The following is a 19,351-nucleotide window of genomic DNA, read 5'->3' on the forward strand; positions in this document are numbered from 1 at the left end:
GACAAAGGAGACGTATTTTGGCAGCTTTAAATCAGATTTTCGACCCATCCAGGCGTGATGTAAAAAGGCTTCAGAAAACAGCAGACAGGATCCTGGCCCTGGAGGACGCCATGGCCGCCCTCAGCGACAGCGCCCTCAGAGATAAGACCGCCTTGTTCAGGAAAAGGCTTAAGGACGGAGAGCCCCTGGATCATTTGACCGCCGAGGCCTTTGCGGTGGTCAGAGAGGCCGCGTACCGGGCCATCGGCCTGAAGCCCTTTCCGGTTCAGCTCATCGGCGGGCTCGTCCTGCACGAGGGCAATATCGCGGAAATGAAAACCGGTGAGGGAAAAACCCTGGTGGCGGCCCTGCCCACCTACCTCAACGCCCTGGAGGGCAAGGGCGTTTTCGTGGTGACCGTCAACGATTATCTGGCCAGGCGGGACCGGGAGCTCATGGGGAAGATCCACGAGTTTCTGGGCCTTCGGGTCGGCCTTGTCGTCAGCGGGCAGCCGCCGGAGGAAAAGAAAGCCGCCTATGCGGCCGATGTGGTCTACGGAACGAACAATGAGTTCGGCTTTGACTATCTGCGGGACAACATGGCACTCAGCCTCGACGGCCAGGTTCAGCGGAGCCTCCATTATGCCATCATCGACGAGGTGGACAGCGTGCTCATCGACGAGGCCCGGACACCGCTCATTATCGCAGGGCCGGGCGGCCCCGAGAGCAAGCTTTACCGCCTGTCCAACCGTTTTGTGAAGCTGCTGGGGCCGGAGGATTACGAGAAGGATGAAAAGCTGAAAGCCGTCCAGCTGACCGAAAAGGGCATCCAGCGGGCAGAGATGTTTTTCAGCGTGGATAACCTTGCCGATATTGTCAACATGGAGCTTTTTCACTGTATTAACAAGGCCCTCTACGCCCATAAGCTGATGCAGCGGGACAAGGATTATATCGTGGCCGGCGAAGAAGTGGTGATTGTGGATGAGTTTACAGGCCGCACCATGCCGGGCCGCCGGTTTTCAGACGGCCTGCACCAGGCCATCGAGGCCAAGGAAAATGTCCCGGTCAACGCCGAGACACAGACCATTGCCACCGTCACCTTTCAGAACTACTTCCGTATGTTCGATAAGCTCGCGGGCATGACCGGCACAGCCAAAACAGAGGAGGACGAGTTCTCCTCCATTTACAATCTGAACGTGGTCACCATCCCCACCAATAAGCCCATGATCCGGACCGATCATGAGGATGCGGTCTACGCGACCGAGGCGGCGAAATTTGAGGCAGTGACCCAGGACGTCCGGAAACGCCATGAAAAGGGCCAGCCGGTTCTCATCGGCACCGTGTCCATTGAAAAGTCCGAGGCCCTCAGCGGCTATCTTCAAAGAGAAGGCATTGAGCACACCGTGCTGAATGCCAAATACCATGAGCAGGAGGCTGAGATCATCTCAAAGGCCGGCCAGGCCGGCGCGGTCACCATCTCGACCAACATGGCCGGCCGCGGCACAGACATTGGCCTGGGCGAAGGGGTTCAGTCGCTAGGAGGCTTATACGTGATCGGGACAGAAAGACATGAGAGCCGCCGCATCGACAATCAGCTGAGAGGGCGTTCGGGCCGTCAGGGCGATCCGGGAGAGTCCCGCTTTTATTTATCCCTGGAGGACCCGCTGCTGAGGATCTTCGGCGATGAGCGGATGAAAAAGCTCAGCGAGGTCATCGACCTTCAGGAGGGCGAGGCCATCACCAGCAAAATCCTGACAAAGGGCATTGAAAACGCACAGAAAAAAATGGAAAGCAAGAATTTTGACGACCGTAAAAACGTTTTGAAATATGACAATGTGATGAACCGGCAGCGTGAGATCATCTACAAGCAGCGCCAGCAGGTTCTGGACGGCGAGGATATACACGGCCAGATCCTCTCGATGGGGCAGCGTATTTTTGAATCCGTGATCGATGTTTTTATGAGCGGTCCGGTGGCCGGCGACTGGGACCTCGGGGGACTGAAAGAGGCCCTGGGCAAATCCTTTTTTCCAGAGACCGATTTTAAGTTTGTCGATACGCTGGAGAGCCGGGAGGCGCTGGAGCAGGCCCTCGGCAGTCTTTTCAGCCGCCATCTCGAAAAGCTTTCGTCCAAAATCGGCCGGGAAACACGGGACGCCCTTGAGAGAGAGGTACTTTTAAAAGCCGTGGACATGGCCTGGATGGACCATATCGACAACATGGACCAGCTGAAGCAGGGAATCGGCCTCAGAAGCTACGGGCAGAACGACCCCGTAAAGGAATATACCAAAGAGGGCTTTGCCATGTTTGACGAAATGGTTCAGGAAATCCAGGAAAACACCATCAGGACGCTGCTGCGCTGCCAGGCAGACAACTAGCACTAAAAGGCCCTCAGGCGTGTTACAGAACGCTTGAGGGCCTTTTTGGCGGGTGATAGAAAAGGTTTGCATTTTTGATTGAAAACGGTTATAATTATACTGAAAGAAGAAATTTACTCCCCGAACAGTTGGCGCGGTTCATAGGGAGACAGGACAATTAAATAAAAAACAGGGACACTTGCTGTCACCCTGAATAAAAAACACTGAAGGCTCATTGGAGCTTTTGGTGTTTTTTTTGTTTGGTCTTATGGAGAGGAGTCCAGAAGGAAAAAGAGAATTACGGCAAAGGCACTGGCAAAGTATATTGAGAAGCACCCCGAGGATTTTGAGGAGGTCGATACCGGATACCGGAGCAGGAACGGCGAAAAGCCTGTGAAAGAGTGGATTTATCACGGCCATAAAAAGCATGTCTGCATACACTGCGGCGGTAAGCTTGCGGAAAAAACCCTTTCCGTAAAGGAAAAGGACGGGCGGCTTAAAATCGTCAATGGCTTTTATAAGGAGGTCGAAACCGAGGATGGAACCCTCTATCTTTTCTGGGTATGCAGCAAAACCTGCCTGGAATGTGACCGTAACCAGCGGGTGTTCCCCTTTTTTATTGTGCGCTGGATGCGCGTGCTCCTGTATACCGTAGCCAAAGTGCTGCATACCCTTTTTACCAGAGAGGAGCTGCGCAGCCCGGGCCGGCTGCCGCCCAGACGTGGCCGCCCCTGGCACGAGGTGCCCTTTTATGGCGAATACTCCACAGTTTACCGGTGGCGGAAACACTATTTTAAAAATCTATATTGTTAAATAAATAACTATCAAATTCTATTTTCGTGCTTTGTAAAAGTAAAAAATTTGTTTTAGAATGATACCTGTAAGATAAAGAACGGTACCGAGCGTACCGGAAACAAAATCATTTTAATTTACAGGAGGTTTACAATGAATCGTAAACAAATGCACGAAAGAAACAGAGATACGGCCAAAAAAGCAGGGGCAGGCAGGTGTGCTTCGTGCGCCCAAAAATTCCAGGCCCCGGCACAGGTCACGGTCGGTGGGGCTGCCGGGCACATCGTGGTGGATATCCGCCTGGCCGCCAATCCGGAAAGAACCCCCGGGCAGTGGTATCTGGGCATGGAGCCGCTTACCGAAACCAGCGCCTTTTTAAGAAGAATGCAGGCAGAGGGGATCATCATGGGCAAGCACGATTTTTTCCGCTGGCTGCGCGCCAGAGGCTACCTGAGAAAGAACGCCCCCGGCACCCTAAACCAGGTGACTCAAAAGGCATCGGCCATGGGAATCCTCAGAATCGGAAACCAGACAGCAGACTGTCCGGGGCGCAGGCTTTATCTGACGCCGGCCGGCTGTGTCTATTTTGCAGACAGGCTTAAAAGGGCGGCGGTGTCCGCATGAACTACCTGACCGAGCTGCTCGCCTTTTTCCGCTGGCTGGAACAGCAGCGCCTGAGCCCTCTGCTCCAGGCCTTCTGGCATTACCTCATGTACTTTAATAACCGCGCCGCCATAAAGGGCGCCGACGGCTTCTGGTACTGGCCGGTGGAATTCCGGGTGCCCAACAAGCTGTTTCAGGACGCCCTGGGCCTTAAAAACCGCCAGGCCCTCTGGACACAAAGGCAGACGCTGATCCGGAAGCAGCGCGTGGCGTATACCCCCGACGCGGGAAACCGGGCGGGACAATACCGCCTGATCCCCTTTGACAAAGGCCTGGCCCCGGCCAGCATCGCCGCCGGAGAGCGTCAGGAGCCGACGCTCGTATGGACACAAACCGCCACAGAAAGCGGACACGGGGCCCAACCGTATATAAATAATATAAACCCTAAACAGGCGTCTCTGTTCTATTATAATCAGGAGGAGCCGCCCAATACCCACAGCATCCACGGCTTTAACCTGCTCCCGCCGCTCACCGAATCCGAAAAAGCCGCCATCCAGGCCCTGTATCCCGGTGACGGCGTGGCAGCCTTTAACGCCATGTGGGCCGCGAGAGAGGCAAAGCAGAAAGGAGAAACCACATGAACCGATACGGCACCGGACCCGGTCTGGTCCGCAGGAGAAGAAGCTACATGGTCGAGGCCGAATGTGTTATGAAAGCAGGCTTTTACGCCCGCAGCGCCGAGGAGGCCGAGGACCTGTTTAACGACCTCAGCGCCGCCGTCGAGGACCGCTTTCCCGGCATTGTGCTTGAGATTATAGACGTCTATGAGGACGAATAGGAGGCTTATTTGAACCATTACAGGGAGATTGACGATTTGGTAAAGGCCTGTAAAAACGGGCAGGAATATCCGGACGGCAGCCCGGAAAGAGAAAGCGGCAGTACCGCGGGCCAGCTGCTGGTCATGGCCTTCAGGCCGCTGATACTGGCCACCCTCAGCCGCTCAGGGATCCATGACGACCAGTTCGAGGACGCCTTTCAGGACGGCGTCATCGCCTTTATGGAGGGCCTGAAAAAGTTTGACCCCAGGCGTGGCGCCAGCTTTAACGCCTTTATCCAGGTGCACCTGCGCCAGTATTACAGAAAGTGGCAGCACGGCCAGTTTAACCATTCCGTCAAACCCGATACAACCCTTGACGATCAGGTGCCGGGGAGACAGGGCCTAACCTATGCCGAGGTGCTGCCCGACAAAGGCGTAAACATCGAGGCCGATTACATTGAGCAGGAGGAAGAAAACGCCGGCCAGAGGGTGGCAAAGGGGCTGAGCCGCCTGAAGCCCAGCTACCGCAGCGTGCTGGAAAAGCACTATTACAAGGGCATGACCCAGACAGAAATCGCCCAGACAGAGGGCATCAGCATCCAGGCGGTAAACCAGCGCCACGACCGCGCCTTAAAAAAATTAAAAAAAGTTTTGTGAAAAGCGTTGATATTTTCAAAAAAAAAGTATGTATATAGTGTAGGGCAAAACGCCACACAAAATACAAACCCAAAAAGGAGAAATACACATGGCAGTCGAAGAAATCCTGAAAGACACAAAACTCAGAGTCAAGGTAAATTACGGCGAGGTAGGAGGCAAGATCGAGCGTGGCAGCAAAACCTACGGCGACGTCAGGCATGACGCCACCAAGGAACAGCTCGAGAGTGCCTACGGACACATCATTTCCTTGCAGGAGCCCATTGGCGAGGGCTGCGAGCGCACAACCGCCAGCGACATCGTAAAAACATCGTAGAAAAAAAGACGGCCCGGCAGATGAAAGCATTCATAAAAAAGGAGAATAACCCATGGCATCAACCACCAAAAAAGACCTGAACCTGGTATTTATAACCGAAGGCGGCAAGGAGTACCGCATGACCATCCCCGATTATCGGGAAGACATCACCGATGAGCAGATACGAACCGCGGCAGCCGGCATCGTAGCAGACGACATCTTCGCGCCCGACGGCTTCGGGCTGGCCAAGCTGTCCGGCGCCAAGCGCGTGGACACCAAGACAACCGACGTGGCAATGGAATAAAAAGAAACAGAAAAAGGGGCGCAAGTGTTAATTTACATGCAGAACACAAAACCGGGAAAAGGCGTGAAAAAGAGTGAGGAAACGTGGAAAGGCTGAATTTAGGCGGGTTTAGAGCGTGAAGGAAAGTGAAAAAGTGGGAGAAGTGAAAAGGGAGATTGTAAAAAATGGCGAGCATTTGAACGGTCAAGAAATTGGCCGATTTTTTATTTTTTGCAAAGTGTTTAAATAGTGTTTAAATAATCATAAAAAAACGCTGAAACGTTGTTAAAATGGGAAAGTATAGAATGTAAGATAAGCCAATGATGTTAAAATTCTAATAAAGATCATTATTAAAACCAACAATATGCACCGGAAATAGAAAAAACTTGATTTTTCTAAGCATAAAACCGTTCAAAAGCCCTTAAATTGACGTTTAAGGGCTTTTGACAAACGTTAAAAATAATGGCGAAACCAAGCAATTAAAAGCAAAATATCAAACAACTGGTTGCGCGTTCATACTTATGAACAAAATATCAAAAAAAATTATTTGTTTGGGTTAAAGCATATTATTCGGCCACCATGAAATTTTCATATTCATAACTTGAAGTTTTATCGCGTAACAGTTTATAAAGGTCACCTTTTAAGATAACTTTATCTTCATAGGACAGCTTTCTCCATTGAGTAATAATTTCTCTTTCCTCAGCACTTAAAGAGAAGCCGATATCGGTAGTCTTGCTGTCATCCTCACCAAAAAGAAGAAAATTTGGCGATACTGCGAAAATATCGCACAGCTGCATTATTTGTTCCAATGTAGGTTTTGATTTATTATTTTTCCAATCTGTTAAAGGACTTTTTTTCAAATTTAAGAGAGTACCCAGCTCCTTTCCGGTCATTTTCCTTTCATCTATTAAATTCAAAATTCTGTTAATAATTTCATTCAATATTAAAACCTCCTAGATGCGAATAATACGCAAATACAGCTTGACATTGCGAAAATATCGCATTATAATATAGTCATACTAATGAACTGTTAAATTCATTATACCGAATTTTCTAAGAAATGTATATGAAAACAAAATGAAAGGTAGGCAGATTTAAGGCTGCCAGTTAGGGAGGTGTTAGGATGCCGAAATCAACCAATCAATTAACTGATTTTGGAAAATGGGTCAAAAAGGTCTTAATTGACAAAGAAATGACTGTTTCAGAGCTTGCAAAAGCCATAGGGTATTCTCAAACAATGGTTTCTAAGGTGATTCATGGAGAACGTCCAGGGCATCGTTGTCGTGCGGAAATTACGAAATATTTATCTTCTTTAGATGTTGACAAAGTGTCATGAAGGGAGGGAGAACATGAAGGGAAAAACAATTTTTACAAGTCTCGTTCTTGGTTTAATTCTTTGGATACCAGCAGTACAGTACGCATGTAATCACAGAGCCGTTTTTGGCATCGGCTCAGAAATCCTCCTGCCTTTCATGTTCGTGGGTGGGGCTTATTTTATGCTTGATGTTTTTGAGACGGTGAAGGATTGGTATTACCGAAAAAAGAAGTAGTCGAAACGGCGGGAAACCGCCGTCTGCCGAGGGCTGACCACCCGGTACTGATGAGACAGGTCGATGAAAGGCGGGTGATATAGTGGAATATTTAACTGTTAAGCAAGTTGCAGATATTAAAGGCTGTTCACAACAATATATTAGAAAAATAGTCGGACAAGGGAAAATCATTGCTACTGAAGCTGAAGAGCCGATTAACCATCGTATTCAATATTTGATTCCCATTGAAACACTGCCCGAAGATCTTCGCCAGAAATACTATGCCAGTATCGCCACGGATGGCCCGCCGGTTCCAAAAGAAAAGGCGGAAAAGAAGGAGAAGCCCAAAGCGTATAAGCCTTTTGAAGCCTATAACCAGAAAGAGCGTGAGGAAATTATGCAGTGGTGTGAGATTCTGGAAATATGGCAGCAAAAGCGCAATCACTTTGAATCAAAGGTAGAGGGGGATCGAAACGTGGTCGGGTACCTGAAATGTGAGTATCCGGACAAGCAGATTTCTATCGACATTCTCTACCGGAAATATGCGGCGTACAAAGCCGGTGACTTCGGCGGTCTTCTGGATGGCCGGGGCGGCTGGAACCGGGGCAAGAGTGCGGTGCCCGGCATCCTTTTTGACCAGTTTCTCTGGTATTACCTGGATGACCGGCAGCCTTCCGTGAGCGTGTGTTACCGTGCTGCCATCGATGCTGCCAGGGAGTTTTACCCTGAACTGGTTGCCCAGGTTCCCAGTGAGCAGAGTTTCCGGCGCAAGCTGAAAAAGGAAGTGCCGGAGGCGGTTGTGAAATATCTGCGTAAGGGTGAAAAGGCCTGTTTTGACAGCAGTGCGCCATACATCGAGCGCCTGTATGACCAGATCGAAGCCAATGATGTCTGGATCGCGGATAACCACACCTGGGATGTGATGGTGATGCGGGATGATGGCAGCGAGGTCGTGCATCGCATGTACCTGACGGCCTTTCTGGATGCAAAGAGCGGTGTCCTGACCGGCTGGAACGTGACCGACAATCCTTGCTCGGACAGTACGATCTTTGCCCTGCGGCACGGAATACTGCGTCACGGCATCCCCAAGGTCTGCTACTTTGACAACGGAACCGAGTTCCTGACCTACGACATCGCAGGCCGGGGCCATCGGACCCGCAAAAGCCAGAGGGATGTGCCGAAGCCGGAAACCATTCTGGCAAAGCTGGGCATTGAGATGAAAAACGCCATTGTCCGAAACGCCAAGGCCAAGCCCATTGAACGGACCTTCTACACCTTGAAGGAACATATTTCCAAGCTGATGACCGGATACTGCGGCGGAAAACCATCGGAACGGCCTGAAAGCCTGAAGCGTCAACTGAAAAATGGCAGTATCCCGGTTGACAGCGAGTTCCGAAAAGACATTGACGCTTTGATCGAAGGCCAGTACAATCAGGAAGCTTATGGCGGCAGCGAGCAGAAATACAAGGGCATGACCCGACTGGAGGTCTGGAACGAGAGCATTCAGAACACGATCCAGCGCATTGCCAGCGAGGATGATTTGAACCTGATGCTCATGCGGACCACGAGATACCAGAAGGTCAAACGGAACGGCGTCTGCATTGAGATCGCCGGAGAAAAACTCTGGTACAGCAACGCAGATACCTGGCAGCATGTCGGGGATGAAGTCTATGTCCGGTATGATCCGACCGATCTGAAAACCGTCCGGGTCTATGATGTCGAGGATCGTTTTCTTTACACCTGTCAGGTTGAACCAGCATTGCTGCTCAACTTTATTGAAGATGACAAAGCGGCATTGGCCGATGCCAATGAAATTGTTCGTTCTAGAAAGAAAGCTATCCGGAACTATGCTAAAGGCATTACAGACCGGCTGCCAGCCGAGTACAAGATAGACATGCTTGATCTGAGCATCCGTAAGGCCAAACTTGCACGCGAAGGTGTGAACATCGCACAGTCCAGCGTGATTGAACCCATCCGGATTGATCCGGCTAAGGAAACGGACCATGCACAGGAGCTGCCCATGGCCTCCGGTGCGGACAACGTGGTATCCATTGATATCGAGCGCATGAACGCCCGGGCAGAAATGCGAAAAAGAAATAAAAGAAGATAATCGGCGGGGGTGCCGAAATGAAAGGAGCAACAATGAAACCACTGAGTGAGGAACAAAAAAAGGTATTGGAACAATTTGACCAGCTTGCAAAAATTGAGGGCAGCCAGAACAAGGCCTGCCAGAAGGTCGGCATCAGCAGTGCCATTATTTCCGGTATCCGCAGCGGCAAGTATGAGGGCGATGCGGATAAGCAGATACAAAAGCTGCAAGACTATTTTTCCGTGAAAGATGAAGCCGTGGAAAGCTACGTGAACAGCGGCTACGTGGAAACCAGCATCAGTAAGAAGGTATATGGGTATATCCGAAATGCCCAGATTAAAGGCGGCCTGATCGCCCTCTCCGGGGATGCCGGGATTGGAAAGACCCAGGCGATCCGGAAGTATGTGCACGACCATCCCTATGATACCATCTGGATTACCGCAAACCCCTGTTTAAATAGCGTTAAACCTGTTTTAAAAGCCCTTTGTCGGGAGTTGAATGTCATCGCGAGAACCAACGATGACATGTTTATTGGCATCCAGGACAAGCTCCGGGACGGGATGGTGCTGGTATTTGATGAGGCCCAGCATCTGCACCTGAAGACCATTGAGGTGCTGCGAGGTTTCTCAGACTATTTTAGTGATAACGGCATGACCCTGGGGATTATCTTTATCGGCAATGTTGAGACCATCAATAAATTCGGCGGCAAGCAGGAGGCCGTATTCCATCAGATCAGCAACCGCACCAAACAGAAACCCGTGCTCAAGGCCACGGACATCACTCGGGGAGACATTGAGCAGCTTTTTCCAGAGATTGCGGCGGAAGCGTCCTCCGTGGATTTTCTCTGGGGCATTGCCCAGAGCGCCCAGGCGATTCGCGGGGCCACCAACCTGTACAGCAACGCCTTTGACAATGGGGATACCAGCTACGAAGGGCTGGTTGCCATGGCGAAACATATGGAAATGCGCTTATAACGGATGGGGCTTCGGCCCCACCCCTATCAAATGCAGGCAAGGCCGGTCACAACCCCGGAAAAATGCAGAGTGGATAGAGGTCTTTAAAAATAGAATAGGAGGTGCAAAAATGACGATGCACAAAAAAGTAAACAGTAAGGGCGGTCTGACCATTCCGAGAGAAGCAAGGGCGGAGCTTGGGCTTTTTCCAGGCCAGGCGATGGACCTGGAGATTGATCAGGATCGCCTGGTGCTGAAAAAGCACATAAAGACCTGTCGCTTCTGCGGTAGCCCCGAGGATGTCCGGACAGCGATGGGGATTGATTTCTGCCGGTCCTGCGGTCTTGAACTGATGGCCGCTATTTCCGAATCGGGGGCTTGACATGGAAGATATAGCAAACATTATTGATCAGCTGGTACAGGTTAAACGGATGATTTCCAGGTTAAATGAAAAGAAAACACTTCTGGAAGCTGAAATTTTAGCACAGGCTGAGCAGGACCTGAAAAACACCAAGTATAAAACCGTACACTACAACGGCACGATGGGGGATCGGGTGACCGCCACCAAGACGTCCAGCATAAAAGTGATCTATCCCAGCTATCTGGCCTCCATTTTTGGAGATGCCTACAAGGACGTTGTGAAAGAGGAAACCAGCTACAAGTTGTCCGAACCGGCCAAGCGTATGATGGCAGGGCTGTATCTGAATGAGTATTCCGAACTGTCCATTGAGGATGTGCTCCGGGATATCGAAGCGCCGCCGGAAAAGAAGGAGCTGCTGAAAAAGAAGATCAAGGGCCAGCGCTTCGCGACCGACAAGAAAAATCTGATGGACATCGCAGAGCTGGATGAGAAAAATGCTGAGATTTTCGCCTACTTTGCCGCAGAGGCGGCCGTTTGGAATGACTTCCTGAAATTGATGGCCGTGAACGGCAAGAACGATCCAGCCAGCATTGACCGGGCGCTGGAACTGATCGACAGCGCCGTGATGGTAGATGAAAGCACCAAAATTGCCGTGGAGGTCCGGGATGCTTGAGATGATCCGGACCTTTTCGTTGGCATTGTGGGTTTCTGAACCGCTGCAGGCCATTGTGACCATGCTCACCATTGGTCTGGTCTGCGCGATCTGCATTGATGGAAAGGATGAAAAACATGGATGAAACCGAAGTAAAGGCCGCGGAGACCGCCATGCGGGATAAACGCCGGGGCATTAAAGGGAAGGAAAAATGGGGCGAAAGCGCCTATACTACTGCGATTAAAGCTCTTGAAAAACAAATGCCGGTAGAAGCAACGGTACAGCTAAGTTCCTATGGGGTGTTTGAACCGCATTGCCCAGTGTGCAGCTGCCGTCTGGAAGATTATGGCTATTCGGAAAATTCCGAAGAAAGTGATCTGCGATATTGCCCGGAATGCGGGCAGCGGTTGGAAATTAAAGAAGGATAAAACAAAGCAAGGGGGTGTAACAATGCCTGAACTTTCTAAAAATATGACCAAGCGTATCTACGCGCTGGCGGCAGTAACCGGGGTGCTGGAGTCCGGCAACAAGAACGATCTGCTGCACAACCTGGTCCGCGGCATTTCCGGTAAGGATTCCGTGAAAGCGCTGACCGGCGAGGAGGCCCTGAAGGTGATCCGAAAGCTGGAGCAGCTTCCGAAAAAGCCCAGAAAGAAGCAAAAAAAGGTCGAGCCGCCTTATCCTGGGGCACAGCCGGGGATGATGTCCATACCAATGCAGGAAAAGGCCTGGGCTTTGATCTATGAGCTGATCGATCTGGATAAAAAGGATGGCGTGCCCAGCCGGGGCACTGCCGGTGAGCGCATGGCCGGTGCCATCCGAAAAATCCTGCACATGGACGTGGAGCTGTCCGATCCTTTCCGCTGGATCGACGATGAACAGGCCTGGCTCTTGATCGAACAATTGAAACGGTACGTGTCCTCCAGGGAAGCCCAAAGCCGGAAAAGGCAAAAGGGAGACTGACATGGATCTGATGGACAAGCTGGTACTGGAGGACCTGACGGAGGAGCAGCGTCAGATGGCCGAGCTGATCGGGCTAGAGAACTACAAAAAGCTTGTCCATGTATTCGGCGGCAGCAGCGTGTATATTTTCAAGGAGAGCACGCTGATCAAGACCCTGCGGGACAAGGAAATTAAGGATAAGTTCAATGGTAGAAACATTACCGAGCTGGCACAAAGGTACGATCTCTCAACCAAGCAGGTGCGCAACATCTTAAACGGTGTGGATGCGGTCGATTCGGGTCAGCTCTACATCACCGATTTTTTTAATGGATGAAATCATCTTCCGAAATACTTCATTAGAAGACCAGAATAATAATAAGGTATCATTGTGACAACGATGATGCCTTATTTTTTATGGCATGGTAACGGAGCTAAACATGACCACAGGAATATCCCCCCAAGTAATCAGTGTTTTTTTATCAATTGGAACATTGATACTGGGTGTTATTGGCTATTTTTTACGAAGGACCATCAGTGACGCCGATGCCTGCCGGGCAGACATCAACGAAATGAAAGAAAAATTTGCTACCAAAGCGTCTGTGGAAAAGTTTCAGGAAGATGTTTCCGGGAAGCTGGATATTATCCAGCGTGATTTAAATCAAGTTCAATTAAATTACATACCTAAAGATGATTTTTTTAAAGAAATGTCAAAAATAGATAATAAAATTGATCGCATTCAGGATTTGATTATTGAGAATATCAAGGGAGAAAAAAGGAATGACTAAAGATGAACTCGAAATGAAGCGCCGCCTCGAGGTGGGCAATTTTGCCAGAGACAATGGCCGCGTAATCCGGGCCATCAACGTGCTGCAGGGCAAATGGGTATCCCTGGGCTCTGTTAGAGAGGCACTGGATGAGGTTGAGAACCTGGAGCGCTCTCTGATTTACCTGGAGCGGGCCGAGTATATGGTGTGTCGGCATGCCGAAACCAAGGAGCACGTTGAGATCGAGGACGCCGATGATCAGAGCTGTGAAGTGACCCTGACTCACAAGGGCATCCAGCTGGCGCTTTACTTCATTGAGGACCCTGCAGTAAAGGTGTGATTATATGGCAAAGAAAAATCGAAAACACAGCAAAATTGATAAACTCCCCGCCGACATCAAAGAGACTGTTGAACAGATGATGCAGGCGGATTTTACGTATGCAGAAATCGCGGACTACATCCGGGACTGTGGTTTCGAGATTTCCGTGACCAGTGTCTGGCGGCATGCCACCAACCTGAATGCCACCGTGGAGACCCTGCGCATGGCCCAGGAGAATTTTCGTGTCATTATGGATGAGATCGCGCGTTACCCGCAGCTGGACACCAGCGAGGGGATTATCCGGCTGCTGTCTCACCATGTGCTGGAAGCCATCAATAACATGGATGAAACACAATGGCAGAACATTGATCCAATTAAACTGATTAACCAGAGTAACGCGCTGATCCGCGCCGCCAGCTACAAGAATAACATGGATCTGAAAAACAAGGATATCATGGAGGCAGGCATGGAACAGGTGAAAACCCTGGTCTTTGAAGCCATGGCAAGAGAGAACCCCAAGCTGTACGCCGAGGTCACCAAGTTCCTTTCCGAAAAGCAGGAGGATCTGAAATGAGAGAAATCTATGTGCTGCACGTGATGAGCGGCATGGAGATGGCGGTGCAGGAGCGCCTGAAGCGTGAAGGACTGACAGAAACCATTATTCCCATGGAGGAGCGCCTGGAGCGCTGCCGGGGTGATTGGACTACACGCAAGCGCCTGCTCATGCCCGGATACGTGTTTGTCTATCTGGATATGAATACTAAAGAATACTATAAAGCCTGGAACATTCCAGGTGTGATCCAGTTTCTGGGTGCAGAAAGGCCCAGTGCACTTTCTGAAGATGAGAAAATGCAGATGTTTTGGCTGTATGGTGACGGCGGCTTGTTCAAGCCCTCCACCATTCGTGGAAAACCAGGCGGGCAGATCGAAGTCACGGATGGCCCGCTGGTGGGCCATGAAAAAGACATTGTGAAGCTTGACCGCCACCGGAAAAAGGCCAAGGTGCGGATGACCTTTTCCGGTGAGCCCGTTGAACTGACGGTATCCGCATATTTTGTATAGGTGTTCTGGCCGTTTTTTCTACCTTTTTCGGCCTTAACATAAAGCTACACCCCCCATTCTTACTTTTGCAAGGGGAACCCGATTGATGCGTCTCGGGTTCTTCTTTGCAGAATGACATACGAACCCGGAACAGTCTTTTTTAAAAAAGTCTGAATGGCGAAGCATGCCCTGAACCAGGTGGGCGGTGTGCGCTGATAGTGTTCAAAAACGTTAAAACGACGTTTAAAAATGTTCAAGAAATAAAATTCGATACGATATTTAGGTACAAGGCCAAAGCCCCGATACGGGGCAATTTGAGCCTTATTTTTGATGGAAGGAGGCATGGCCTGTGATCAACACCCAAAAGAAAAGCATCGAAGCCCTGAGTAACGCCATTTCCGGGGTGCGAACCGTGAAGGATGATGCCCTGGATACACAGATTGAGCTGGCGCGAAAGGAATTTTTCTGGTACTGCAATCTGCGGGCACCGAAGTTCTACAAACGGGACCGGGCCTTTCTGGTAGAATTCTGTGAAGATCTCCAAAACTTTTATGAATCCAATGATGAGATCATGGTCATCAACATGCCGCCGCGGCACGGGAAGTCCCGGACCGCGGGCCTGTTCGTGGAGTGGGTCTTGGGGCAAAATCAGGAAGAAAAAATTATGACCGGCTCCTACAATGAAACATTGTCCACGAGCTTTTCCAAAAATGTCCGAAATGCCATCCAGGAACAGAAAGCTGACAGCCACCGGATTGTTTACTCCGATGTTTTTCCGGGCGTAAAAATCAAAGCAGGCGATGGAGCCATGAATCTCTGGAGTCTGGAGGGTGGCTACAACAACTATCTGGCGACCAGCCCGACCGGGACGGCCACCGGCTTTGGCGCGTCACTTTTAATCATTGATGACTTAATCAAGTCGGCTTCTGAAGCGTATAACGAAACCGTTCTGGAAAAGCACTGGGACTGGTTCACGAATACCATGCTCTCACGACTGGAAGAGGGCGGCAAGATCATCATTATCATGACGCGCTGGGCAAGCGGTGATCTGGCAGGACGGGCCTTAAAATACTATGCAGAACAGGGCATAAAGGTGCGCCACGTCTCCATGAAAGCCCTGCGGGATGACGGCACCATGCTCTGTGAAGAAATTCTGAGCCACCGCAGCTATAAAAATAAAGTTCGGGCCATGGGGGAAGATATTGCCAGCGCCAACTACCAGCAGATTCCGATTGATGTTAAAGGTCGGCTCTATACCGAGTTCAAGACCTATGACACCATCCCAGTCAATGACCACGGAAAACCGCTTTTCCAGGGCATTATGGCTTATTGTGATACGGCTGATGAGGGCGCGGATTATCTGTGCTGCATTATTTACGGCGTGTACAACCTGGAGGCCTATGTGCTGGACATTGTCTATACACAGGAGCCCATGGAGGTGACCGAAAAGAAGGTTGCCAAGGCGTTTTATGAGCAGGCCGTAAATAAAGCAAAGATTGAGTCCAACAACGGGGGCCGCGGTTTTGCCCGGGCTGTGGAGCGTATTCTGAAGGAACGTTACCGCAGCAACCGGACAAAGATAAAATGGTTTCATCAGAGCCAAAACAAAAAGGCGCGCATCCTGACGCATGCCAGCTGGGTCATGGATCATGTTTATTATCCCAGGAACTGGCGCGACCGCTTCCCAGATTATTATAAAGCCATGAACAGCTATCAGCGTGACGGCAAAAACGCCCATGATGATGCACCCGATGCGACCACGGGCATTGCCGAGAACATGGAACGCGGCGGCATCCGGACGTTCAGAAAGCGGGGTGTTTAAATGGGCATTAAAACATTTTTTAATCGTGTTAAAAAGGGGGTTATGGCAGGAATGACGGTAATGAAAGAGCAAGAACAAACGCTGACGGATGGCCGGATTTTATATCTGATTGACCAGTTTAACCAGAGCGCCCGGCGCGCCTGGATGTTTGTGGGGCGGCAATACTACCAGGTAGACAATGATATTCTCAATCGCCGGATCACAAAAATGGTAGAGGGCCAGAAAGTCGAGGAAACCGGAAAGGCCAATAATAAGCTGGCCCACGGCAAGTATAAAACCCAGGTGGACGAAAAGGTGTCCTACCTGCTGTCAAAGCCCTACACGCTTAAATGCGAGGATGAGCGATATGCGGATAAAGTCAAAGACACGCTTGGAAGCAAGTTTGGGTACAACCTGAGTCTTTTGGGCTATGAAGCATCCAACTGCAGCATTGGCTGGCTGCTGCCCTATATTGATGAACAGGGCCATTTCCAGACCATGGTGGTGCCATCGGAGCAGTGTGTACCCGAATGGACAGATAGCAGCCACACGGAACTGGCTTCCATGATCCGGATCTATGATACCCAGGTCTGGGAGTACAACCGGAAAAAGACGATCCACAACGTGGAATACTGGACACCGACCAGCTATCAAAGGTTTGTGAACCAGAGCAATCTGCTGGTGCCCTATACCTACGACGGCGAGCCAGAGAACGGGCCAGTAGCACACTTCCAGCGTGGACAGCAGTGGCAGGGATGGGGCCGGGTGCCGTTCATCCCGTTCAAGAACAACCATGTGGAGATTCCGGATATCAAGTTTGTCAAAAGCCTGTTAGATCAGTATGACCTGTCCCGATCCGAGGCCGCCAATTACGTGGAGGAGGTTAAAAACCTGATCTTTATCCTGAAAGGCTATGGCGGCGAGGATATCCATGAGTTCATGAAAATTCTGAACGAGGATCGCGCCATTCCCATTGACGATCCGCAGGAAGGCGGTGTGGAGGCCCTGACACCGACCATGGACATCACGGCGCTGAGGGAACACTACGAGCAGCTGAAGCGGGATATTGTCGAGGATGGGCAGTCTATCAACAAAGACTTGGATAAATTTGGTAACAACCCTTCCGGGGTGGCGCTGAAGTTTATGTATGCCGGGCTTGATCTGAAGGCTGATGCCCTTGAAACACAGTTCCGACAAGGCTTTGAACAGCTCCTCTACTTTGTGAACCGATATCTGGAGCTGACCGAGGGCAAGAATTACGATGATCAGGATGTTGAGATGCTCTTTAACCGCAACATGAAGGTCAATGAGGCCGAGATCATCAATAACTGCGTGGTCAGTAAGACCTTGATCTCTGAGAAAACCATTCTGGCCCATCACCCTTATGTGACGGATGTGGAGGAGGAGCTTCAGGAATTGGAAAAACAGGAAGAAAAGCAGGCGAATGATGAAATCCCAATCCAGCCGCTGCCCATAGACGAGGACGCTCATGAGCAGGCCGACGAGTGAGTATTGGGAAGCGCGGATCGCAAACAGCACCTGGCGAAAATACAATGACATTGAGAAGCAAAGCCGGGATATCCTGCAGATGTACCGCAAGGCAGCCTATGATATCAGCGCCGAGTTGTATGCCATTGAAAAGCAAATCTGTAAGGATGGCTTTCTGGACGAGGCGCTGCTGAACCGATATGGCCGCCTGAAAAAGATCAATGCCTCCTTTGCCAAGGTGCTGAAGGGCCTGGAAAAATCAACCACTAAAGAGTTTTTCAAGAAGGTTTCCAAAGGCATGCAGGACAACTATAAAAGCATTGTGGGTGAGCTGGGCATTGACTTAAACCTGCCAAATCTCCGATTCTTTGAGGAGCTGGCAAAGGAACCTTGGCGCGGTGAGGATTTTTCAAAGCGGATCTGGCGAAATATGGACAAGCTGCTGGTGAATCTGAAAAACACGCTGGTGTCGGGCATGATCCGGGGGAAATCCATCACAGAGCTGGCAATTGAACTGGATAATCTGATGAACCAGGGCTTTCATAACGCCCACCGCCTTGTCCGGACCGAGACCATGCACTACCTCAACGCAGCTTCCCTTCAGGCCTATCAAGACTGCGGTGTGAAATACGTGCAGTTTTGGGCCGCCCTCGATGAGCGGACCTGTCCGCAGTGCGGAGCGCTGCATGGCCGGATTTTTCCGATTGATAAAGCGCTGGTGCTGCCGATCCATGCGAACTGCCGCTGCTGTTATCTGCCGGTCACAGATAAAGATGCGATTGCAAAATTCCTTAAAATGGGTAATAATGGAGGCATACAGAGCGTTAACAGTTCAGCGATATCCCGTTTAGTCAATTATGCTCAACAAAAATATGGTATCAAAAATGCAAATTTAACCGGGCTTGATGCCAAAGCGGTTCTTGGAAATTTCCGAACGCTTAACCAATTGCTAAAGGACTACCCGCAGTTAGACGGTTATATCAAGCATATGGATTTAAGCCGAAATGGCGCGATGGCGACTGGGCCGAGCAAAAATTTTCAAGGTGTTAAGCTGACTTTTAATCCGGATCTGTTTTCGGATTTGAATGGGTTTAACGCATATTATGATAAGGCTGTAAAACAACATTTTTACCCAGATGGAACCACAGTTGACAGTATTATTGCGCATGAGTTTGGGCATGTGATCGAGTCCTACTTGATAAAAAATAATATCACAGGGATGAAAAATCGGGCGGATGCCTGGAATGGATGCTTGATGGCTGAAAAAATTGTGAGGGATGCTGCGACTAAAGTGACAAGTGGAAAAAGTCTTACAGAGTTGTCCCGTGAGATATCCACTTATGCAGCAACCGACTATTCTGAAACATTAGCAGAAGCATTTAATGATTATTATGCCAATGGCAGTAAGGCCAAGGAACTGAGCTTGAAAATAGTTGAGGAGGTGAAGAAATGGTTTTAGAAAAAGGTTGCATGATAATGCCAAAATTTCTTCCATACGTGATTTATGATGAAAATGGTTACTGGGGAATGAAAAAATTAGGTCTGACCGAGAATGCCCCGGAATGGGCCAAAGAGGAATATGAGAAGTGGTGGCAGGAAGAGCTGCTGCGAAGAGAACAGCTGATTAAGCTATAA

Annotated in this window: 27 protein-coding genes and 1 other RNA gene; 27 read left to right on the forward strand and 1 reads right to left on the reverse strand. The window is 50.1% G+C overall.

The genetic code is table 11. The features are described from left to right. Window positions 1-17 precede the first annotated feature (17 nt). The 8 genes from secA to I2B62_RS19800 all read left to right on the forward strand — a co-directional run bounded on the left by secA (window position 18) and on the right by I2B62_RS19800 (window position 5,798). Window positions 18-2,354, forward strand: coding sequence for a preprotein translocase subunit SecA (gene secA / locus I2B62_RS19765; RefSeq protein ID WP_195270747.1), 2,337 nt, complete (start codon window positions 18-20; stop codon window positions 2,352-2,354). A gap of 372 nt (window positions 2,355-2,726) precedes the next feature. Further along, window positions 2,727-3,146 carry a hypothetical protein gene (locus tag I2B62_RS19770; RefSeq protein WP_243259636.1) on the forward strand — a complete coding sequence of 140 codons (420 nt, stop codon included), beginning with the start codon at window positions 2,727-2,729 and terminating at the stop codon, window positions 3,144-3,146. A 132-nt stretch (window positions 3,147-3,278) separates the two neighbouring features. After that, window positions 3,279-3,749: a phage antirepressor KilAC domain-containing protein gene (locus tag I2B62_RS19775; RefSeq protein WP_195270748.1), complete on the forward strand. Its 471-nt coding sequence runs from the start codon at window positions 3,279-3,281 to the stop codon at window positions 3,747-3,749. After that, complete coding sequence (locus I2B62_RS19780; protein WP_195270749.1) at window positions 3,746-4,369, forward strand: restriction endonuclease subunit S; 624 nt, start codon at window positions 3,746-3,748, stop codon at window positions 4,367-4,369. The genes I2B62_RS19775 and I2B62_RS19780 overlap by 4 nt, the downstream gene beginning before the upstream one ends. Next, window positions 4,366-4,566 (forward strand): hypothetical protein, encoded by a 201-nt coding sequence (locus I2B62_RS19785; RefSeq protein ID WP_195270750.1) that lies wholly within the window; start codon window positions 4,366-4,368, stop codon window positions 4,564-4,566. Before I2B62_RS19780 ends, I2B62_RS19785 begins: the two co-directional genes overlap by 4 nt. Before the next feature lie 9 nt (window positions 4,567-4,575). Continuing rightward, entirely contained in the window at window positions 4,576-5,202 is a 627-nt protein-coding gene (locus tag I2B62_RS19790) for a sigma-70 family RNA polymerase sigma factor (RefSeq protein WP_195270751.1), read from the forward strand. A gap of 88 nt (window positions 5,203-5,290) precedes the next feature. Beyond that, window positions 5,291-5,515 (forward strand): hypothetical protein, encoded by a 225-nt coding sequence (locus tag I2B62_RS19795; protein ID WP_195270752.1) that lies wholly within the window; start codon window positions 5,291-5,293, stop codon window positions 5,513-5,515. Window positions 5,516-5,567: 52 nt separating this feature from the next. Next, complete coding sequence (locus tag I2B62_RS19800) at window positions 5,568-5,798, forward strand: DUF2922 domain-containing protein (protein WP_195270753.1); 231 nt, start codon at window positions 5,568-5,570, stop codon at window positions 5,796-5,798. Window positions 5,799-6,343: 545 nt separating this feature from the next. On the opposite strand, the gene I2B62_RS19805 is transcribed toward I2B62_RS19800, so the two are convergent. Beyond that, a complete protein-coding gene (locus I2B62_RS19805; protein ID WP_195270754.1) occupies window positions 6,344-6,718 on the reverse strand; it encodes a helix-turn-helix transcriptional regulator in 375 nt (124 codons plus the stop codon). 182 nt (window positions 6,719-6,900) lie between these two features. Here I2B62_RS19805 and I2B62_RS19810 point away from each other — a divergent pair, with 182 nt between their 5' ends. The 19 genes from I2B62_RS19810 (at window position 6,901) to I2B62_RS19895 (ending at window position 19,351) form a co-directional block, all read left to right on the forward strand. Next, window positions 6,901-7,113, forward strand: a complete 213-nt coding sequence (locus I2B62_RS19810) for a helix-turn-helix transcriptional regulator (protein ID WP_195270755.1) — start codon at window positions 6,901-6,903, stop codon at window positions 7,111-7,113. 13 nt (window positions 7,114-7,126) lie between these two features. Next, window positions 7,127-7,327: a hypothetical protein gene (locus I2B62_RS19815; RefSeq protein ID WP_195270756.1), complete on the forward strand. Its 201-nt coding sequence runs from the start codon at window positions 7,127-7,129 to the stop codon at window positions 7,325-7,327. Then, window positions 7,326-7,392, forward strand: an RNA gene (locus tag I2B62_RS19820) — hammerhead ribozyme type II. Before I2B62_RS19815 ends, I2B62_RS19820 begins: the two co-directional genes overlap by 2 nt. Before the next feature lie 17 nt (window positions 7,393-7,409). Then, a complete protein-coding gene (locus I2B62_RS19825; RefSeq protein WP_195270757.1) occupies window positions 7,410-9,416 on the forward strand; it encodes a Mu transposase C-terminal domain-containing protein in 2,007 nt (668 codons plus the stop codon). A gap of 32 nt (window positions 9,417-9,448) precedes the next feature. Beyond that, entirely contained in the window at window positions 9,449-10,369 is a 921-nt protein-coding gene (locus I2B62_RS19830) for an AAA family ATPase (protein WP_243259638.1), read from the forward strand. Window positions 10,370-10,478: 109 nt separating this feature from the next. After that, entirely contained in the window at window positions 10,479-10,730 is a 252-nt protein-coding gene (locus tag I2B62_RS19835; RefSeq protein WP_195270758.1) for an AbrB/MazE/SpoVT family DNA-binding domain-containing protein, read from the forward strand. 1 nt (window position 10,731) lies between these two features. After that, window positions 10,732-11,382, forward strand: coding sequence for a hypothetical protein (locus I2B62_RS19840; protein WP_195270759.1), 651 nt, complete (start codon window positions 10,732-10,734; stop codon window positions 11,380-11,382). Continuing rightward, window positions 11,375-11,506, forward strand: a complete 132-nt coding sequence (locus tag I2B62_RS20745) for a hypothetical protein (RefSeq protein ID WP_279354814.1) — start codon at window positions 11,375-11,377, stop codon at window positions 11,504-11,506. Before I2B62_RS19840 ends, I2B62_RS20745 begins: the two co-directional genes overlap by 8 nt. Next, complete coding sequence (locus I2B62_RS19845) at window positions 11,499-11,789, forward strand: hypothetical protein (protein ID WP_195270760.1); 291 nt, start codon at window positions 11,499-11,501, stop codon at window positions 11,787-11,789. The genes I2B62_RS20745 and I2B62_RS19845 overlap by 8 nt, the downstream gene beginning before the upstream one ends. 22 nt (window positions 11,790-11,811) lie before the next feature. Further along, window positions 11,812-12,324: a phage protein GemA/Gp16 family protein gene (locus tag I2B62_RS19850; RefSeq protein ID WP_195270761.1), complete on the forward strand. Its 513-nt coding sequence runs from the start codon at window positions 11,812-11,814 to the stop codon at window positions 12,322-12,324. Window position 12,325: 1 nt separating this feature from the next. After that, on the forward strand, window positions 12,326-12,637 hold the full coding sequence (locus I2B62_RS19855; protein WP_195270762.1) for a Mor transcription activator family protein: 312 nt from the start codon (window positions 12,326-12,328) through the stop codon (window positions 12,635-12,637). A 103-nt stretch (window positions 12,638-12,740) separates the two neighbouring features. Next, window positions 12,741-13,088, forward strand: coding sequence for a hypothetical protein (locus I2B62_RS19860; protein ID WP_195270763.1), 348 nt, complete (start codon window positions 12,741-12,743; stop codon window positions 13,086-13,088). Beyond that, a complete protein-coding gene (locus I2B62_RS19865; protein WP_195270764.1) occupies window positions 13,081-13,407 on the forward strand; it encodes a hypothetical protein in 327 nt (108 codons plus the stop codon). Before I2B62_RS19860 ends, I2B62_RS19865 begins: the two co-directional genes overlap by 8 nt. A gap of 4 nt (window positions 13,408-13,411) precedes the next feature. Next, window positions 13,412-13,960 carry a phage protein Gp27 family protein gene (locus I2B62_RS19870; RefSeq protein WP_195270765.1) on the forward strand — a complete coding sequence of 183 codons (549 nt, stop codon included), beginning with the start codon at window positions 13,412-13,414 and terminating at the stop codon, window positions 13,958-13,960. Then, window positions 13,957-14,448, forward strand: a complete 492-nt coding sequence (locus I2B62_RS19875) for a transcription termination/antitermination NusG family protein (RefSeq protein WP_195270766.1) — start codon at window positions 13,957-13,959, stop codon at window positions 14,446-14,448. Before I2B62_RS19870 ends, I2B62_RS19875 begins: the two co-directional genes overlap by 4 nt. Before the next feature lie 391 nt (window positions 14,449-14,839). Continuing rightward, the gene (gene terL / locus I2B62_RS19880; RefSeq protein ID WP_347707849.1) at window positions 14,840-16,249 is read left to right on the forward strand and encodes a phage terminase large subunit; all 1,410 of its coding nucleotides are present in this window, start codon (window positions 14,840-14,842) and stop codon (window positions 16,247-16,249) included. Between the two features lie 60 nt (window positions 16,250-16,309). Further along, window positions 16,310-17,737 carry a phage portal protein gene (locus tag I2B62_RS19885; protein WP_195270767.1) on the forward strand — a complete coding sequence of 476 codons (1,428 nt, stop codon included), beginning with the start codon at window positions 16,310-16,312 and terminating at the stop codon, window positions 17,735-17,737. After that, window positions 17,718-19,175, forward strand: a complete 1,458-nt coding sequence (locus I2B62_RS19890) for a minor capsid protein (RefSeq protein WP_195270768.1) — start codon at window positions 17,718-17,720, stop codon at window positions 19,173-19,175. Before I2B62_RS19885 ends, I2B62_RS19890 begins: the two co-directional genes overlap by 20 nt. Further along, the gene (locus I2B62_RS19895; protein WP_195270769.1) at window positions 19,166-19,351 is read left to right on the forward strand and encodes a hypothetical protein; all 186 of its coding nucleotides are present in this window, start codon (window positions 19,166-19,168) and stop codon (window positions 19,349-19,351) included. Before I2B62_RS19890 ends, I2B62_RS19895 begins: the two co-directional genes overlap by 10 nt.

This window comes from Eubacterium sp. 1001713B170207_170306_E7 (assembly GCF_015547515.1).
GTDB lineage: Bacteria > Bacillota > Clostridia > Eubacteriales > Eubacteriaceae > Eubacterium.